The organism is Paenibacillus sp. BT-177, from assembly GCF_025846815.2.
In the GTDB taxonomy this organism is placed as follows: domain Bacteria; phylum Bacillota; class Bacilli; order Paenibacillales; family Paenibacillaceae; genus Paenibacillus; species Paenibacillus polymyxa_C.
In genome coordinates this window covers 155,866-174,033 of the sequence record NZ_JAOYTP010000009.1, presented here as the reverse complement: position 1 = coordinate 174,033, position 18,168 = coordinate 155,866, and the positions used below count along the sequence as shown (strand labels likewise).

At 46.1% G+C, this 18,168-nt stretch carries 11 protein-coding genes; 5 read left to right on the top strand and 6 right to left on the bottom strand.

Features of this window, described 5'->3' with window-relative positions; all coding sequences use genetic code 11:
• The first annotated feature begins 60 nt into the window (after window positions 1-60).
• Both treP and treR read left to right on the top strand, forming a co-directional pair.
• Complete coding sequence (gene treP / locus OIU26_RS21645) at window positions 61-2,025, top strand: PTS system trehalose-specific EIIBC component (RefSeq protein WP_090737020.1); 1,965 nt, start codon at window positions 61-63, stop codon at window positions 2,023-2,025.
• A 76-nt stretch (window positions 2,026-2,101) separates the two neighbouring features.
• Window positions 2,102-2,851 carry a trehalose operon repressor gene (gene treR / locus OIU26_RS21640; protein ID WP_264217971.1) on the top strand — a complete coding sequence of 250 codons (750 nt, stop codon included), beginning with the start codon at window positions 2,102-2,104 and terminating at the stop codon, window positions 2,849-2,851.
• Window positions 2,852-2,961: 110 nt separating this feature from the next.
• Here the strand turns inward: treR and OIU26_RS21635 are convergent, their stop codons facing one another.
• The 3 genes from OIU26_RS21635 to OIU26_RS21625 are packed head-to-tail and all read right to left on the bottom strand — an operon-like array spanning window position 2,962 to window position 6,971.
• Window positions 2,962-4,161, bottom strand: coding sequence for a Ger(x)C family spore germination protein (locus OIU26_RS21635; RefSeq protein ID WP_264217970.1), 1,200 nt, complete (start codon window positions 4,159-4,161; stop codon window positions 2,962-2,964).
• Window positions 4,154-5,257 (bottom strand): GerAB/ArcD/ProY family transporter, encoded by a 1,104-nt coding sequence (locus OIU26_RS21630; RefSeq protein WP_165083009.1) that lies wholly within the window; start codon window positions 5,255-5,257, stop codon window positions 4,154-4,156. Before OIU26_RS21630 ends, OIU26_RS21635 begins: the two co-directional genes overlap by 8 nt.
• A gap of 25 nt (window positions 5,258-5,282) precedes the next feature.
• On the bottom strand, window positions 5,283-6,971 hold the full coding sequence (locus OIU26_RS21625; RefSeq protein ID WP_165083007.1) for a spore germination protein: 1,689 nt from the start codon (window positions 6,969-6,971) through the stop codon (window positions 5,283-5,285).
• A gap of 317 nt (window positions 6,972-7,288) precedes the next feature.
• On the opposite strand from OIU26_RS21625, the gene nirB reads away from it, so the two are divergent.
• Together nirB and nirD are read left to right on the top strand one after the other, a co-directional pair.
• Window positions 7,289-9,718, top strand: coding sequence for a nitrite reductase large subunit NirB (nirB, locus tag OIU26_RS21620; protein WP_264217969.1), 2,430 nt, complete (start codon window positions 7,289-7,291; stop codon window positions 9,716-9,718).
• Between the two features lie 42 nt (window positions 9,719-9,760).
• Window positions 9,761-10,090, top strand: coding sequence for a nitrite reductase small subunit NirD (nirD, locus tag OIU26_RS21615; RefSeq protein ID WP_264217968.1), 330 nt, complete (start codon window positions 9,761-9,763; stop codon window positions 10,088-10,090).
• A gap of 67 nt (window positions 10,091-10,157) precedes the next feature.
• Here nirD and OIU26_RS21610 read toward each other — a convergent pair whose 3' ends face one another.
• The 3 genes from OIU26_RS21610 to OIU26_RS21600 form a co-directional block, all read right to left on the bottom strand.
• Window positions 10,158-11,723 (bottom strand): exosporium glycoprotein BclB-related protein, encoded by a 1,566-nt coding sequence (locus tag OIU26_RS21610; RefSeq protein ID WP_264217967.1) that lies wholly within the window; start codon window positions 11,721-11,723, stop codon window positions 10,158-10,160.
• Between the two features lie 213 nt (window positions 11,724-11,936).
• Window positions 11,937-15,827: an immunoglobulin-like domain-containing protein gene (locus OIU26_RS21605; RefSeq protein ID WP_264217966.1), complete on the bottom strand. Its 3,891-nt coding sequence runs from the start codon at window positions 15,825-15,827 to the stop codon at window positions 11,937-11,939.
• Between the two features lie 48 nt (window positions 15,828-15,875).
• A complete protein-coding gene (locus OIU26_RS21600) occupies window positions 15,876-16,217 on the bottom strand; it encodes a phage tail protein (RefSeq protein ID WP_013369306.1) in 342 nt (113 codons plus the stop codon).
• Between the two features lie 245 nt (window positions 16,218-16,462).
• On the opposite strand from OIU26_RS21600, the gene OIU26_RS21595 reads away from it, so the two are divergent.
• Window positions 16,463-18,163, top strand: coding sequence for a spore germination protein (locus OIU26_RS21595; protein ID WP_264217965.1), 1,701 nt, complete (start codon window positions 16,463-16,465; stop codon window positions 18,161-18,163).
• The last annotated feature ends 5 nt before the right edge of the window (window positions 18,164-18,168 follow it).

The following is an 18,168-nucleotide window of genomic DNA, read 5'->3' as shown; positions in this document are numbered from 1 at the left end:
ATTCATTTTTAAGCCGGGGTGCTGCTTTAAAAATGAGCAAACGTCGAGGGAGTGGACTAGATGGCGATTGAAAGAGCACAGGTGGAAGACATTATAAAAGCCGTTGGTGGTAAAGACAACATAGAGGCCTCTACGCATTGCGTAACTCGTCTGCGATTTGCCCTGTATGATGATAAGTTGGTCGATAAAGATGCACTCGAACAAAATGATCTGGTCAAAGGCCAATTTTCTTCACAAGGACAGTATCAGGTCGTGATTGGCCCAGGTCTAGTGGATAAGGTATATGACGAAATGATCTCCATTACAGGAGGCAGTCGGGCTTCTAAGGACGATGTTAAAAACGCCGCTAGTAAAAAACAAAACCCGATTCAGCGTGCCATCAAGACGCTGGCAGATATCTTTATTCCTATTTTGCCCGCAATTGTGACTGCAGGCTTATTGCTTGGGATCAATAATATTTTGACTGGAAAGGGAATCTTTTTCGAAGGAATGGCTCTGGTACAGGTCTATCCTCAATGGACTGACTTTGCGTCTATTATTAACACCATTGCCAGTACCGCTTTTACATTCCTACCTGCCTTGATTGGATGGTCGGCCGTTGTTAGGTTTGGCGGTAGTCCTTTACTCGGGATTGTACTCGGTTTGATTCTAGTTCATCCAGATCTGCTAAGTGCATACAGTTATGCGGATGCCGTTACCAAAGGAACTGTTCCAGTTTGGGATTTGTTTGGTTGGGAAGTGAATAAGATTGGTTATCAAGGACAGGTTTTACCCGTTTTGGTATCCGCTTACGTGCTCGCACAAATTGAGAAATTCCTAAATAAAAAGATAGCGGATTCATTTAAGCTGTTGCTCGTAGCACCGATTACATTATTAATCACGGGATTTCTTGCCTTTACAGTGATCGGTCCGGTTACTTTTATGATTGGTAATGCGATTACGACTGGTCTTGTATACGTTTTCGATTTGGCTCCTGCGCTGGGTGGTCTGATTTATGGAGGTTTTTACGCCTTGCTCGTGATCACGGGAATGCATCATACTTTCCTGGCGGTGGACGTGCAATTAATTGGTACACAGGGTGGAACGTTCCTATGGCCGATGCTGGCCCTGTCCAATATCGCTCAGGGGGCCGGGGCACTGGCAATGATGTTGGTATTGAAGGAGCAAAAGGGAAAAGGATTGGCTCTTACCTCTTCCGTGTCTGCTTTTCTGGGTGTAACCGAGCCTGCCATATTCGGGGTGAATATTCGGTATAAATATCCGTTCGTATTCGGAATGATCGGTTCCGGTATCGCAGGTATACTGCTCACCGTAAATCATGTGTTGGCTTCTTCCATTGGTGTGGGAGGGATTCCAGGCTTCCTGTCTATTTTCCCAAACAACTGGGGGGTATTCTTCGTTGGGATGGCGATCGTATTGATTGTGCCGTTTGCTTTAACCTTTATGTATGGGAAGCTGCTCAATAAGCGTCGTCAGACTCCAGCTACACCAGCTAATGACTCCATACGGAAAAATTCGGACCAACAAAATTCTGCACTGGATGTGCTTGAAGTAAAGACTCCGGTACTAGGACATGTTGTGCCATTAGAACAGGTTCCTGATCCGGCTTTTGCCGAACGGCAGATGGGGCAAGGAATTGCAGTGGAACCGAAGGATGGTCGGATTCTTGCCCCTTTCAGTGGAAAAGTCATTCACATCATGGTGAAAAGCAAGCATGCCTTGATTTTGGAGCATCCAACAGGTGTGCAGATTCTGGTGCATGTAGGAATCAACACGGTGTCATTAAAGGGAGAAGGATTCACCATGCATGTGGAAACAGGTCAAAATGTGGAGCAAGGACAGCTACTGATGGAATTTGACCGTGAGCTGATCCAGAAATCAGGGTATCCTATCATTACACCGGTCATTGTTCCCGAAGGGCAGAGTATGATTGAATCGATTGAGGAATTGCCAGGTGAGGCGAACGATTTGCAATATGTCTTAATGAGAATTCATTTGAATTCTTCATCAGACAAAACGAATTAAGTCAGATTCATCCCTGCTAGCCTAATTTAGTAACTTGGTCAGTGAAAGAATGCTACAATAAACGTGGTGATGAAAATTGACTAAGAATATATTTTTGCAAATTTATCAAGAGTACTCGGGGCGAATCCAGACAGGCGAATTGGCTCCTGGTTCGAAAATGCCCTCTGAAAATGAATTGGCCCGGGAGTATAACACTTCTCGTGAGACTGTGCGTAAGGCACTTCACTTGCTTGCACAAAATGGGTATATCCATAAAATAAAGGCTAAAGGATCTTTTGTTCTGGATATCGGACGGATGGATTTTCCTATAGGGGGATTGGTCAGTTTCAAAGAAATGTCTGAGCGGATTGGACGTAAATCACAAACGATTGTTCATAAAAATCAGTTGATTCCCGTTCCAGATGACATAGCTACTCATCTTGAGATTGACAAAGACAAGTATTTGGTCTGGGAAGTCATTCGTGCGCGTGAAATTGAAGGTGAATGTGTCATACTGGATAAAGACTACTTTCGATCAGACATTGTACCCGTGCTTACCGAGGAAATTAGTCGTGAATCTATCTACGAATATCTGGAGGGGGAGCTCCATCTTCCAATCAGTTATGCTAAAAAAGTCGTTTCTGTAGAAGATGCAGATGAAGAAGACCGTAAGCTGATGGACCTCCAGAACTATACTCATGTGGTTGTAGTACGTAACTATGTTTATCTGGAAGACACCACATTGTTCCAGTATACCGAATCAAGGCATCGACTGGACAAATTCCAATTCGTCGATTTTGCCAGACGTTCCCACGATGAAGAGAGAAGATCTGATTTTTTAAGCTGACCCATTAGAATTGATCCAAGGACGAGAGATTAAATCGGAATAGTTCACTGTGGTGGAAAACCCCTCTTCTAAGAAGAGGGGTTCTTTGTTAACTCCAAGGTAAATTTTAACTATTCGGCAGAGGAACCTAAATCCGTAATGGTTAGCTTAATATCGAAGGTTACAGGGATTTTACTGAACTTATAATCCCAATCATCTTTTACTTTTTTCCACACCTGTGGTTTATCAATTTTCAGGTGATCACCAAAGCCGGCAACATCGACTTTATATTCGGATTGTAATTTGTGCATAAGAGACTTAATCCTTCTAGTCACTTGTTTTTCAAACTCTTGCTCAGCTTCTTTCATGTTCCGCGTCTCAGTCGGGTCTACCTTCTCATCCCAGTTTTCGATTAAACGCCCTTTGGATTCAATTTTTACGTGAAAGGAGATGTCGTCGTCCTTGCCCACTTTAGTTGTTATTTTACTTTTTACCGATTTGATTTCATAAGTTATGGCTTCATTTCGCTTGTCATACGTTTTGACAGCTCCGCCCTCAACATCACCTGTAATCCATCCAATACTCTCCACATCTTGTTGTCCCAAAGCACCAATCCAGTGACCGGTTTCCCCTCTAATAATGCCGGCACCTGAAAATTCTAATTCTCCCTTAGATTCAGTAATGTTTTGCAGTATATAGCTTTTTTTGGAGTGCATTAACCCATCCAATTCAGACAAATTGACCCCCCTCATTACCTTGCTGGTTCTAAAATGGTTACGAAGCATATTCAGAATATGAATAGACGGAATTTCGCCTGTATATTTGGTAACTAAGGTGTTGGCTGCTCGATCCTTACTTAAGAAAACCATACAACTTGGACGAATATCATTATCACGTAGCACAAAATCCATCAATTGTTGCATCGTTTGAAGTTTTGCCAATTCGGTGGAAACCACGATGACTTTTAGGTGGTGACCAATAACGGGGCGATCCAAACGGAGAGAGAGCTGTCGGAAGATTTCAAGTAAAGAATCACCGGTGCCAGCTATATTTACATAGTTTAGCTCTTGTCCACCGTCGCCGCCTTGTTGGTTTGTGCTTCCGGATGATTTTTTGGGGACGATTTGTACGCTGGTCGTAATTGTATTTTTCTTGAAGTAACGGCTGCCTTTCTTCTCCAGATCCTGTTCCAATGGACTGAGCTCTCCCTTATCGAGAGCCAATCCTGTATATATGCTAAGCTCCTCTACTTCCTTGCTGCTCCAGCAGCCGACTTGAGTCACCAGCAGAATGAAAGCAAGCAGCAAGGATAGGAAAGATCGTCTACACATTTTGCTTCATTCCCTTCTTCCTGATCATAAAAACGATGGAGAGAAGTACCGGGATCAGAAAAAATAATACGATTCCCATGTATCCGATCTCATCGCCAAGGCTAAACACTTCAGTCATACGAACAGGAGTCATCGTGGAAATAAAGATAAACGGGATTAAGCCGAAAATCGCATAACGATATTTAAGACCAAATACCTGTGAGACACCTAAGGAAGCATTGAAGAAAAAACTACAGAAATTACAAAACATCTGCATCACCCAGATCACCAGCAGTGGAAACTCCAGACGTTCAAAAAGAAATCCGGGGATCTCAAAACTGCGCATCAAATTAATGGTAGGCCAAGTACTTGTTACAGTAGAATCTACCGATAGCCCGCCGATCACCATAACTACGGTCAAAAAATACAAAACTAATGGGATACTGATGCCCACTGCCATGGCCTTAAATGCTTTTTCGGGGTGCTGCAAAAAAGCGACCAGTGTCATGACGACTTCACATCCAGAGAAGACAAGAATAGTCGATTTTAGCCCTTTGATGACGGGTAATATCCCGTCACTCAATACAGGACGAAGATGATCAATTTCAAATATTCTTAAGCTAAAGAGAAAACAGAAAAGCAGAAAGAAGAGACTGATTGGAAGTACAATTTGGTACAGCCGCGCGATGGAATTAATGCCTCCAAACACCAAATAACTACCAACCCAAATGAATGGAATCACAATCGCCCAGATGGGTGTACCTTCAAGTAGAAAAAACATGGTTACTTCGGCTAACACACGGATCTCAAAGCCGGCTATGATTATAAAGTATATAATTAATAGCACGCTTAAGAATCCTCCCGGAACAGTGCCTATAATTCTTTTGGAGTATTGATACATGGTGTTTCTAGGAAACTGTTGACTTAATTTCACCATGATCCAGACGACGAAGATAACAATAGCTCCACCGATGAGGACAGAAAGCCATGCATCAGGAGTCTGTACTTGTTCAGTTACACCTCTCGGCAGTGTCAAGATCCCTGCGCCTAATACGGTATTGGTCAGGAATACAGCCCCTTGCTTAGTTGTGATCTTATCATCAGAGCGTCTAAACACAGTAGCTCCTCCTTCGTTTTGGGCATCATGATCTGCGTTTGCGTTGCTGCGTTTTCATCATGACAGGTCTTCGTTTCATCAGAGACATAGGAGCCCGGATGTACAGATCCTTCCAATCGCTTAGACGCATAGGGGAAAAGGGAGTTACATATGGTACACCAAAGCTTTTCAACTTCGTCAGATGGATACAAATTAAAAGAAAGAACAATATGGTTCCAAACATGCCCAGCATTGCTGCAAAGAACATTCCGACAAAACGCAAAAGGCGCAGGGTAATGCCCGCACTATATGTTGGTATCGAAAACGATGAAATGGCAGTAACTGCAACTACAATCACAAGGAAGGGACTAACGATGCCCGCATTGACAGCAGCATCACCGATGACCAAGCCTCCCACAATGCCCATCGCAGGGCCAATGGGTTTGGGCAGGCGAATGCCAGCCTCTCGTAGAATTTCGATAGAGATTTCCAAAATCATGACTTCTATAACGGATGGGAAAGGGACGCCTTGACGGGTTCCGATAATGCTAATGACCAGCTTGGTCGGAATTAAACCGGGATGAAACGATATAAAAGAAATGTACAGAGCAGGCCCCATAAGCGCTATAAAAGCCCCGCTAAACCGTAGCAGACGTAATAGTGTCCCCGGAATCCATCGTTCATAATAGTCCTCGGGAGATTGAAGCAGCATACTGAAGGTCACCGGGACAATAAGTGCAAAAGGAGTTCCATCCAGTAAGATCGCTATTCTTCCCTCCAACAAAGCATTAATAACACGGTCAGGACGCTCTGTATTATGAGCCTGTTGGAATGGACTTAAATAATTGTCTTCGATGAGTTGTTCCACATACCCGGATTCAGGTAAAAAATCCATGTCTATTTTTGATATTCTGCGGCTTACTTCTTCAAGAAGGTCTGGATTCACAATATCCTTTATATACGCGATAACCAGATCTTTTTTGATTCTGCTGCCCACTTGGAATTTCTTCATTTCCAGACTTTTATTTAAACCCTGGCGTCGAAGCATCGAAGTGTTTTCACTCAATACTTCCGTAAAACCGATTCTGGGACCCCGAAGCAATGCTTCAGAGGTTGGTTCATTGACGGAGCGAATAGCGCCATTAGGAGGGCCGACCAGTAGCGCTTCCTTCATTCCTTCAATTAATAGGGCGGTATGACCTAAAAGGATGAACTCGTACAGTTCCTCCATACGGGTAACTTCACTAATTTGCGTAAGTGGCATCAGGCTTTCTTTTATAAAAGAGTTACTTAAACCTTCCGGTTGTTCCTGCTGATCCTGACCCTGCTGCTGGCCTTCAAACATCAAGACCTCCAATACCTGCTTGCTCATAAGTTTTTCATCCTGCATACCTTCTATGAAGACTAACACGGACCGAGCATGAAATTTCTTTACCACAAACTCACGAAAATGCACATCACTATTTTCGCCTATAGCTTCACGAATTGCCTGTAAGTCGGAATCATAATTTCCTGTAATTTTAGAGCTCGGTTCATGCTGCTGATCCATGTGCCCTTCGTTATGTTTATTAGAGAGCGGATGACTGGAAGAGTGTTTGGATTTGGCTCCCTTACTGCCGACAAACGAATAAATCGAGGTGTTTATATAATAAATTCCTAAAGGAATAATCAACGCGAGGCCAGCTTGAAAGAGTGTACTCCAGCTAGGAAGATAAGAAATGATTTTAGACCACATGCTGATTACCTCCAAACAATTCAATTCGTTTTCCCATAAGATACAAGTTGTTCATAAAGTATTCCTTATAACGGTTGTATTTACGCATGAATTGGAAAGATTCTTTCGATGACACTGCTATGATTTCCGGTCCTTACCTTAATCCCTTGAAATAGAATAGGGAAATCCCTAAATATTCATAATTTTAACTACATTGTGATCGAAATCACATATAGACCTATCTGCTGTATTAGAATAGAAGCATAAACAATATTCATTAGAAACGTAGAGATGTCGTCGGATAGGAAGTAGCGTCGAATGAATGGAGGAACCGGTATATGATAAACAGTAAAAAGAAGCTTGTGGTTATAGGGAACGGGATGGCTGGTATCAATACGGTCGAACAAATTTTAAAATTAACAGATAAATATGAAATTACAGTCCTGGGAAGTGAGCCACATCCGAACTATAACAGGATCATGCTCTCTTATGTGTTGGAAGGTAGTAAAACAATAGATGATATCATACTGAACGATTTGCAATGGTATGCGGATCAAGGGATTACTTTATATACAGGAAAAATGGTTAAAAGCATCGACGGTGAGCACAAGAAGATTCGCACCGAGGACGGACTGGTAATTGATTACGATGTGGCTTTGGTGGCCACTGGCTCACAGTCGTTTATTCTGCCTATTCCGGGTAAAGAATTACCGGGCGTTATTGGTTTCCGAGATATCGCCGATTGCTCGGAAATGCTGGAAGCAGCGAAAACCTACAAAAAGGCGGCTGTCATTGGCGGAGGTCTATTGGGGCTGGAAGCAGCTAAAGGCCTGGTCAACCTGGGGATGGATGTTACGGTCGTTCATTTAATGGAAGATTTGATGGAACGTCAGCTAGACCGGGAAGCTTCTGCGATGTTGAAAGCAGAGCTGGAACGCCAGGGAATTAAGTTTGCTATGCAAATGCAAACTGCAGAGGTGTACGGTCAAGATCGGGTACAAGGACTGCGCTTCTCGGATGGAAGCGAGCTGGAAGCGGATTTGGTCGTAATGGCCGTCGGAATCAAGCCTAATATCCAGGTAGCTGTGGAAAGTGGTATGGAAACGAACCGCGGGATTGTGGTCGATGATTTGATGAGAACATCCTTGCCGGATGTATATGCCGTAGGGGAATGTGTTGAGCACCGTGGAATCTGCTACGGTCTGGTAGCTCCGCTGTTTGAACAGGGAAGTGTGATTGCCAAGCATTTGGCAGGCGTGGATACTGAAGGCTATGCAGGATCGGTAGTTTCCACCAAGCTTAAAATTTCAGGGGTAGATGTTTTCTCAGCTGGCGAATTCATAACTCAGCCTGAACATACGGTGATTGTGGCAAAGGATGAGTGGAAGCGCACATACAAAAAAGTACTGCTTCGTGATAATAAAATTGTGGGGACTGTACTGTTTGGCGATGTGAGCGAATCTGCTAGTCTGCAAAAATATGTGCGTCAGCAAACGGAAATGACAGATGAGATCTATGGACAGATCATGGGTACTGGATGCGGCAATCACGGGGCGAAAACGTCATCCGTTGAAACCATGGCGGACGATGAAATTGTCTGCGGTTGTAACGGTGTGACTAAAAAGGCAATTGTGGAAGCAATCAATGAAAATGGACTAACCACCGTTGATGAAATTAAGGCATGTACCGGAGCTACGCGTTCTTGCGGAGGATGTAAGCCCGTTGTTGAGCAAATTTTGCAATATGTTCTTGGAGACAGCTTTAAAACGTCAGCCAAGCAAGGAATATGTGGCTGCACAACCTTGAGCCGGGACGAGATTGTTGAAGCGATCAAAACCAAAGGGCTCACAACTACGCGTGAAGTGATGAATGTACTGGGTTGGCATAATGATGAAGGATGCTCCAAATGCCGTCCGGCGCTGAATTATTACTTGGGTATGATTAACCCTGATACCTATGAAAATGAGGGAGATTCCCGATTTGTAAATGAGCGATTGCACGCGAACATTCAAAAGGATGGAACGTTTACAGTGGTGCCAAGAATGTACGGCGGGGTAACGACTCCAGAAGATTTGAAGAAAATAGCTGATGTATCGCTTAAATACAACGTTAAAGTTGTAAAAGTAACTGGGGGACAACGGCTGGATTTGATTGGTGTACGTAAAGAGGATCTGCCTAAAGTGTGGGAAGAACTTGATATGCCTTCGGGATATGCGTACGCGAAGTCACTTCGTACGGTTAAAACCTGTGTTGGATCGCAATTTTGTCGTTTTGGTACACAGGACTCGATGGGCATGGGAGAAGTACTGGAACGGAAATTCGAACGATTGGATTTCCCGGCAAAATTCAAATTAGCGGTTAATGGATGTCCACGCAACTGTGCGGAATCATGTACGAAGGATATCGGAATCGTAGGCAATGATGGGGGCTGGGAGATCTTTGTCGGTGGAAACGGCGGTATTAAAGCACGGTTGGCTGATTCACTTTGTAAAGTAAAAACCGACGCTGAACTGATTGATATTGTAGGAGCCGTAATGCAATTCTACAGGGAAACAGGACAATACCTGGAACGTACTTCGGAGTGGGTGGAACGGATCGGTCTGGAAGAGATTCAGAAGGCTGTCGTTAACGATACAGCTAATCGACAAGCTTTAGTAGAACGCGTTGAATTTGCATTACAACAGGTCGAAGACCCATGGAAAAAAATCATCCATGATGAGGATACACGCAAGAATCTATTTGAGGCTGTCACTCCGTCTATTGTGTAAAATTGCATCTAAAAATGCCTGAGGAAGGAAGTGAGCAAGCAAATGATCAAGAATGCCGAATGGCTTGTTGTCGGTCATAGCAAGGATTTTCCGCTCAGAATAGGACGCACTATCTACGTCAAAGGTGCTGAAATTGCTGTTTTCCGCACTTCGGAGAATAAGCTGTATGCTGTTGAAAATAGTAATCCTCACCCTAAGGGGGGTCCTCTTACAGAGGCAATAGTATCTGGTCATTATATTTATGATCCTTTGTATGACTGGAAAATTGATTTGCAAACAGGCCTCGTTCAAGAGCCTGACCACGGACAAATTAAAACGTTCGCCGTCTGTGAAGAGGGAGAAGTAGTGAAAATATCGCTTGAGACGGTTTAATTCATGTGAGGGAAAGCATAAAAAGGGCTCGACAGGAACAATCCTGCAGGGCCCTTTTTGTTTTGGATCAGGTAATAGTGACACCTGCACTTGCGTAACCCACCACGGTGTTGACGAGGGAAACGCCTGTCGCAGTGGCAGAGAAAACCATAAGCAGACGGGTTTGCGCGGTTACGGGTATAGCCAATCCAGTAGCAATACCACTAGAAGTCGTTCCTAAAGCAACGATGTCAGTTAGTGGGGGAGTCAATGTAACGGTAGCTCCGGGAACGGCTATAAAGGTGTTATTAGGTGTCGGGGAACTAAACAACTGGGCAGTAATGCTAACGGATGATCCTAAGAGGGTTAGAGCAGCAGTTGTACTGAAATATCCGGTAATGGATGTGATTACACCCCCCCGTGGAACGGAAAAAGCAAAGTTAATGAGTGGTCCTACAAGCGTGCCTGTGAGGTCTATAACCCCATTTACAAGGCCAATACCTGTAGCTGAGCTTCCGAAACCAATCAAACTTGTGGTTCCTACCAATCCGCCAAGAACGGTTGTCAGTATAGCAGGACCACCGGAGGCAAACGGGATAATTGCCCCTGAACCGGTGGCTCCAGTAACCCCAGTGGCTCCAGTAGCTCCGCCAACACCTGTAGCGCCCGTAGCTCCAGCGGGTCCGACCGCGCCAACCGCACCTGGCAGTCCATCAGCGCCGGTCGGTCCAGTGGCTCCAGCAGGCCCAGCCGCACCAACCGCGCCCGGCAGTCCATCAGCGCCAGTCGGTCCAGTGGCTCCAGCGGGCCCGGCCGCACCAACCGCGCCCGGCAGGCCATCAGCGCCAGTCGGTCCAGTGGCTCCAGCGGGCCCGGCCGCGCCAACCGCGCCTGGCAGGCCATCAGCGCCAGTCGGTCCAGTGGCTCCAGCGGGCCCCACCAAACCATCAGCGCCCGTAGCGCCCGTGGCGCCTGTTACACCCCCGGCAGGCCCAGCAGGCCCTTCAGGTCCGACGGCTCCGATAGGCCCAGCGGCTCCTACAGGTCCGGGAGGTCCTGGTGGACCCGGTACACCTGCTGGACCAGGCGCACCGCCAGGCCCCACAGGTCCGGGAGGTCCTGGTGGGCCCGGCACACCTGCTGGACCAGGCGCACCACCAGGCCCCACAGGTCCCGGAGGCCCTTCTGGGCCGGGCTCCCCTGACAAATACGGTTCACTTAGTGCGTTGCTAACCGTCGTACCCGCAGTTCTGATTGCACGGATTAAACTGTCTTTAAGAGTTGAATTGAGGGATTCCTGTAGAACGATGGACAATAGGGCATCCAGCAGTTGCTGTAATGTAGTACCTACGCTGATCGGAGAGAAAGGTGTGGCTTCTAATGCTACAATAGCAAGTTCCAACGCCGCCAGTAAATCTGCCTTAGCCCCGCTTCTAAGTCTTAAACTTTTCGCCAGAGACAGCAATTGTCTTAAAATCTGTTGCAATAAAGATACATTAGCCGCAGAAGGGTTTGCGAATACAAGTGGGACGATCGAAGTCAATTCATTAATAAGCTTGAGAAGCGCTTCGATACTTCTATTATCTCTTGGTGGTTTGCAGTCCTCGTCTTTTTTTGAAGCACCACTGAACCTGAACGGTCTTTTATGTTTCATGCTCAAGTATCTCCTCCTCATTCTTCCTACTGTAGAGGTGACAGATGGTTAATCGCCCCGTTTTACAGATATTCATAATATATTTATTGAAGCGAAAAGGGTGAATACACAAGCAAAGCTTAATAAAATATTGATAACAAAAAGCGCGGTCCCCAAATAGCCTGGGACCGCGCTTTAGTGTGTAGTCTATTAGATTATACGTCTTCGACAGATTTATTTGAAAATTCGTACCAGCAGTTCAGCCATCTCGCCTCTGCTGATGGCGGCTTTTGGTTTGAGTGTTCCATCAGGATACCCGCTAATCCAACCCGAGCCTATGGCTTTCTCGAATGCTGAAAAAGCCCAGGAAGCAATCTGCTGATCATCTTTGTAAGATTGCAGTCCAGTAGGGCTGGAAACGGATGTCTGATTCTGCATCGCGTGTGACAGGATCACCATCGCCTGTTCACGCGTAAGACTTTCATCAGGTCCGAACGTCTGAGCGGTTAGTCCTTGAATCCATCCCTGACGGTGAGCGGCATCCACGGCTGATCCAGCCCAGTGCCCCTTCATATCTGTAAATGAGGTAGACAGGCTTTCGTCTCCAGTAGTTCCTAAAGCCCTGATCAATATGGCTACAAATTCTGCACGGCTTACCGCACGCTCAGGGCGCATGTTGCCATCTTTATAGCCCTGCATCCAGCCTTTGGCTGCAAGAGATTGTAGGGACTTCGCTGCCCAGTGATCTTGTAGGTCCGGCCACACTTGAGCTGGCTCTTGCGAATCTGACGAATGGATTGGGTCATGTTGTACATCGGTCTGATCAACCTGAGACGCGTCCGTAGAGACGGCAACAGCGAAGGTACCTAACCGAGGTGTATTCAGACTCACACCCGACAAAATCCCTTGTGAATTTATCACAGCAGTGCCCTTTAGAATCTCGCGCTCGCCATTTTCATACATCACAAGAATAGAGAATTGGGGTTCTACATTCTGCAATTCACTTGAAGATTCGCTATCCAGCGGCAGAACGATGGACGAAGTCCCTGTCACGTTAGCTTTAATTTCTACAGCCGGTCCTATCAGCTTCAGGTTGGATTGTTGCTCAGCCCAATCTCGGAATTGCTGATCTGCCTGCTGAAATGAAATGGTAACGTCCTGCTGACCTGAGGCGGCCATGCTGGTTAGTGTGTCACTGGATAGCATCAGTGTTCCATAACGGGAGATCACCAAAGCTCCAATCTGCTCCCATTTATTCAGTACAGAATGAGTCAGGAGAACACGACTCATTTGCTTTTCCTGCTCCAAACGAATGTCAGCGTATGCCTTGCCTTCGCGCAGTGCCTGTTGGGTCTGTTCATCCAGAAATGCCGACGAAGGAACAAAGAGAGAGACCGTTTTTCCTTGTTCGGAGAATTCTAAATGTTGTTCGGCAGTAGACAGATCCTGATTCTCATTTTTATCCCTATTAGACTTGCCAGTATCCACACTCACTTTAGCGGGGACGATGACTTCTATGGCTTGTGTTAAAGCATGAGAACCATCGCTTACCTTCATGACATCCAGCATGATAGTTATAACGGAAGGAGTATCTGCTTTAAAAATAGTACCGTCTGTACGCACGATGTCTGGTTGACTACTGCTGCTGATGGTCACACGGAAGCCATCGGGTACAGCAGGCAGAATAAGCATTGCATCACTTGTTGTAGGGGCAGGTATGCTTGTGATGGAATCCGCGACACGCTGCGCGGTTAATCCTTGTGGATACACTAGCCCAGAGGGCGCGCTCTTCATGCCATTTGCGTTTTGTAGCACATAGTAGCTAGCTCCTTCGGGTACTGGTGTAAATGTATATTTTCCCTCACTCGAAGCGATTCCTTCCGCTATAAGCTCCTGCTGAGCATTATACAGTTCAAGCCGTGCGTTCGGTAAAGCGCCTGTGACGATCACAGAGGCAATGTCCTCATCGCCTGCTGCGGCTGCAACAGCACGGGGCAGCACGTTTATACGGCGTTCTGCCGGCTCTGCGGTCCAACTTCCATTGTCGCTATAAGTATAGTTCAATACGTATACGCCAGGTACATTCGTATCGACATTGCCGATACCTGAAAGATCGGGAATCAGAATATTGCCGTATACACTGTCCAGTACACTGGCTCCCGGATCAGTGAAGCTGTCGCCAGTTTCCAGAACAATTGGATTACTGCCGTTCAATCGTACATAAGGTGTGTTCGGCAATGCTTTCAGCACGGTAATCGTGAATGATCTTTGGACAGAAGCTGTACCTTTAGAAATAATGGCAATTAACTGTACATTCATATCACCATCTGTATATTTAGGCCGATTCACCTGACCACTGTCACTGAGGATATTCGGTCGATCCGAAGACCAGTCGATCTGGGTGGCGAATGCCCCTGTACGAGGCAGGGTGATGGAATCCTTAATCCCTTGCGGGTAATCCAGATTCAGTGTTTTTGCCGCCAAATTCACTGCTTCATCAGCGCTTACGGGCAATGCGGGTACGAGCAGTCTGAAGGTTTTTCGAAGCTCAACCCCACCTCTTGATACAACCGCTTCCAGCATGACGGTCTGATCGCCCTGTACATAGGTTGGGAAGGTGACATGTCCAGTATGATCCAGAAACTCGGGTTGACTCGACGACCATGACACCTGAACACCATTCAGAGCATCCTTTGCCAAATATACGTCTCCGGTTACTGTCGTTAGCGGTAGTTCAAGTGCTCTGTATGCTGCGTCCACGGCTTCAGTGTCGCTCATCGGCAGACGCAGTACGTGTGCAGTAAAATCCTTTGTTTTCGTTAAGCCTGCAAGTTGCAGGGTGGCCGTTAGGGTAACATCGGTATCTCCACTACTATAGGAAGGTCTGGTGAGTGTTCCATCTGCTGCAATGACAAGAGGTTTGGACGAGGACCATTCGATCTGCACTCCACCATAACCGGATAAAGGGAGAGATACATTTTCTTGTACCGCAGACAAATCACCCAGCGATAGGGCATCTGCTGCTTGATTCAATGTATCTTGAGCAGTCATCTTCGAAACGGTAACTTCAAAAGTTTGGGTATCCGAGGCGGTTCCTTTTACAATCGTTGCTGTCAGTTTTACCTTTTGATCACCCAGATCGTACCGCGGGCGTATTACAGCTCCTTCGTTCGTAATAATGTCAGGAGTATCCGAACTCCAGCTCACCGTCGTATCATTCAACCCAGTGAGTGGCAGGGTCAGCTTTTGGGATACTGAATCCACTGTGTCTTCAGGAGAGAAGCCTAAAGCAAGGGCGGCTTTGGCTTGTGCGACTTTCTCGGCATCGGTAAGTATGGTCACTTTGGCCTCTGCGGGGGTGCTCTCCCCCTTAGCATTCACGGCCTGAACCGTGTAAACTGCTTCACCTGGCGGTAATGCTGAAGTGTCTATGAATTGGGTTAGGCTGCCTGTATAGAGCGTTATACCATCACGCACAACTTTGTAGGAAGTTGCATAAGGAACAGCATCCCAGCTTAACTCCACCGTATTTCCATTTTTAGTACCTGTAAAATGACCCGGAGCCTGCGGTACGGGTAATCGTTCCCCATAAGCCGCGAATTCCATGATCGAAGCCCATTGATTGTTTCTTGCATTTCCTTGATCAATATATAATCGCAGATATCGGGCTGTTACAGGAGTAATGCTCTTTTGAAAATTAGAACTCACATTATTTTGCACGCCATCCACAGTCGCCCAATTAAATCCGTTGCTGCTCGTCTGCAATCGGAAACTGTAGGGATCACGTTGATCGTTCCATCCATAATGGACACCCATACCTGTAACAACATATCGATCTACGATATACCAGTCTCTCAGATCTACCTGGATCCATTTTTCACCATTACCCGCCTGATACCAGCGGCTTGTCGGGTCGACTGACCCATCCACAGCCCTGGAGGGATCATAGGGCTGGGTGTAACCGCTGGATGTAGTTGGTTTGTTAAACACTACATTTTCCCAACCGGCAGCATGGGCTTCATTCGTCCCTATGAGCAGGAACGCACCACCGATCAATGGCATGAGTGGAACCAGCACACGGTAGGGTTTTAACTTATTGCGTGTGAAGCTATTGCCTTCGAGCACGCTATCACCTCTTCTTTATTAAATAGCACACTTATTGATGTATTCATATTATGGGCGGGAAGGGTATGGCCCCTCGGTAGCGATGTAGTAGTTTACATTCGGCAACGGGGAAGCTCCGCGCAAGTCAGGCAATGCAAATGTACGCACTCCATCACCGCCAAAATTAGTGCCCAGCAGGCTGAATAATACTGAATTCTGAGAAATATCCAGGAGTTGACCCTCGCATTTTATCCAGCCCTTAGGAGCGTACGTATACGGGTACATCGTAATTTCCCCAATATAAGGCTCGGGCGATGCTTGAGCCTGTTTGGGACTGATTGCCGTTCCTCCTAACAAAATGACCGCCAGCAGACTCAATACAGCGGTTTTTTTCAAAAAATGATTCTTCATACCTACAACTCCTTTTAGATTCGAATAATGGACCACGAATTCAACAAATTTGTGACATTAGTCATAGAATGAATAGATATTATCATGGATTTCCACTTTTGCAATACAGTTCATCTATCAAATTCACCTTTTTATTCCTTTTGTGAGCAAAGAAATTTATTCCATCTGGTCCATCTTTCATGCATCTTTTTTCTAATCCAGGTAAATCTATATACAAATCGGGTGGAATTCAAGGAGGAATGAACGTGTGGAAGGTCATCGGAACTCATGTGCCCAAATGGAATGTGTGGGTGGAAGCCCTCTTTTTATTTATCATCCCTTTGATTATTTTTCTTACAGTACGACAACTTAAAGCGCTGGATGGCCGGGAAAGCAGACGCAAGGAGCGATTGAAGCTGCTAGAAGAGGAAGATCGTTCGGAGCAGGCTGATCATAATCCGTCTGTCAGTGAGGCAGAGAAGGCAAAGGGAACCTTTACCGAAGATTATGAAGCCAATGTAGCCAAAATCAGACAAGCAGTCACGGATATGGCAGACGTAAACGAACGATCGATTTTTCTGGAGAATCTGAACGCTGAAGGCACACTTTTTTTTGTAGATGGATTAACGGACAAGGTTGGCATGGATCAGAACATTTTAAAGCCGCTAATGGATTGGGGCAGCTCCGGGCAAGAAAGGGAAGAGCTTCCGCGAGGAAAAGAGCTTCGGGATATGATTGTTCACCAGGTCATGCTGGTATCGGAGACAGAGTATACGTTAGAGGTACAGTTTTCCTTGCAAAAGGTGCTGTTCGGTTCAGTCATACTCATGATTCAGGGCATACCCGGTGCTTTTGTACTGGGGACACCCAAAGGAAATACACGAGGGGTGGAGGACCCCATATCGGAATCGGTGCTGCGTGGACCGAGAGTTGGTTTTACGGAAATACTCAGCGACAATACAGCGATGCTGCGCAGGCATGGAGAAAGTACAGAACTGGCCATGTCGTCCTTCAAAGTCGGCAAAAGAGTGGAAAAACAGCTGATGGTAGTGTATTTCAGAGACATTGCCGATCCGGAGCTTGTAGATGAGGTGAAGCGGCGGGTCAAAACAATAGATATGGATGAGGTACTGGAGTCGGGCTATGTAGAGCAGCTGATTGAGGATAATTTCCTCAGCCCATTTCTGCAAATTCAAAATACAGAGAGACCAGATCGGGTCATGTCTGCATTGCTGGAAGGACGTGTCGCGATTCTGCTGGACGGTACACCTTTTGCTCTTCTTATGCCCGTAACATACGGGATGATGCTCCAGTCTCCTGAAGATTACTATGAACGATGGCTACCGGGGTCGCTGATTCGATTTCTTCGGTTTATGGCAACTTTCATATCACTATTCGCCCCGGCGCTCTATATCTCCTTCATCTCGTTTCATCCCGGATTGATTCCAACCAAGCTGGTCATTTCCATTATCAGTGCGAGACAGGGAGTTCCATTTTCGACGCTGATTGAGGCCCTGATTATGGAAACCTCGATTGAGATTTTACGCGAGGCAGGACTTCGGCTCCCCAAACCCATTGGACCAGCGATGGGCATCGTCGGAGGTTTGATTATTGGACAAGCCGCTGTTGACGCCGGGATTGTAAGCCCGATCCTCGTTATTGTGGTGGCAGTCACGGCGATTTCTTCCTTTTCCGCCCCTGTATACAGCGCTGGCATTTCCATGCGTGTTCTGCGCTTTGGAGCCATGTTCACGGCGTCTATCTTTGGCTTGTATGGCGTGATCATGTTTTTTCTGATGCTGAGTATTCATATGGTTAAATTACACAGCTTTGGAGTTCCGTTTCTTAGTCTAACGACCCCCCGTTCGTTCAAAGACTGGAAAGATTACTTCATACGAGCACCGTTGCAATTTATGAAAAACAGACCCATTATTTTGAAGCATAAAGACCCTAAGCGACAAGGATGAGCTCA

Coding starts and splice junctions, on each gene's coding strand:
- treP (WP_090737020.1), top strand. CDS start 61: ATGGCGATTGAAAGAGCACAGGTGGAAGACATTATAAAAGCCGTTGGT.
- OIU26_RS21635 (WP_264217970.1), bottom strand. CDS start 4,161: ATGTGTAGACGATCTTTCCTATCCTTGCTGCTTGCTTTCATTCTGCTG.
- OIU26_RS21625 (WP_165083007.1), bottom strand. CDS start 6,971: ATGTGGTCTAAAATCATTTCTTATCTTCCTAGCTGGAGTACACTCTTT.
- nirB (WP_264217969.1), top strand. CDS start 7,289: ATGATAAACAGTAAAAAGAAGCTTGTGGTTATAGGGAACGGGATGGCT.
- nirD (WP_264217968.1), top strand. CDS start 9,761: ATGATCAAGAATGCCGAATGGCTTGTTGTCGGTCATAGCAAGGATTTT.
- OIU26_RS21610 (WP_264217967.1), bottom strand. CDS start 11,723: ATGAAACATAAAAGACCGTTCAGGTTCAGTGGTGCTTCAAAAAAAGAC.
- OIU26_RS21600 (WP_013369306.1), bottom strand. CDS start 16,217: ATGAAGAATCATTTTTTGAAAAAAACCGCTGTATTGAGTCTGCTGGCG.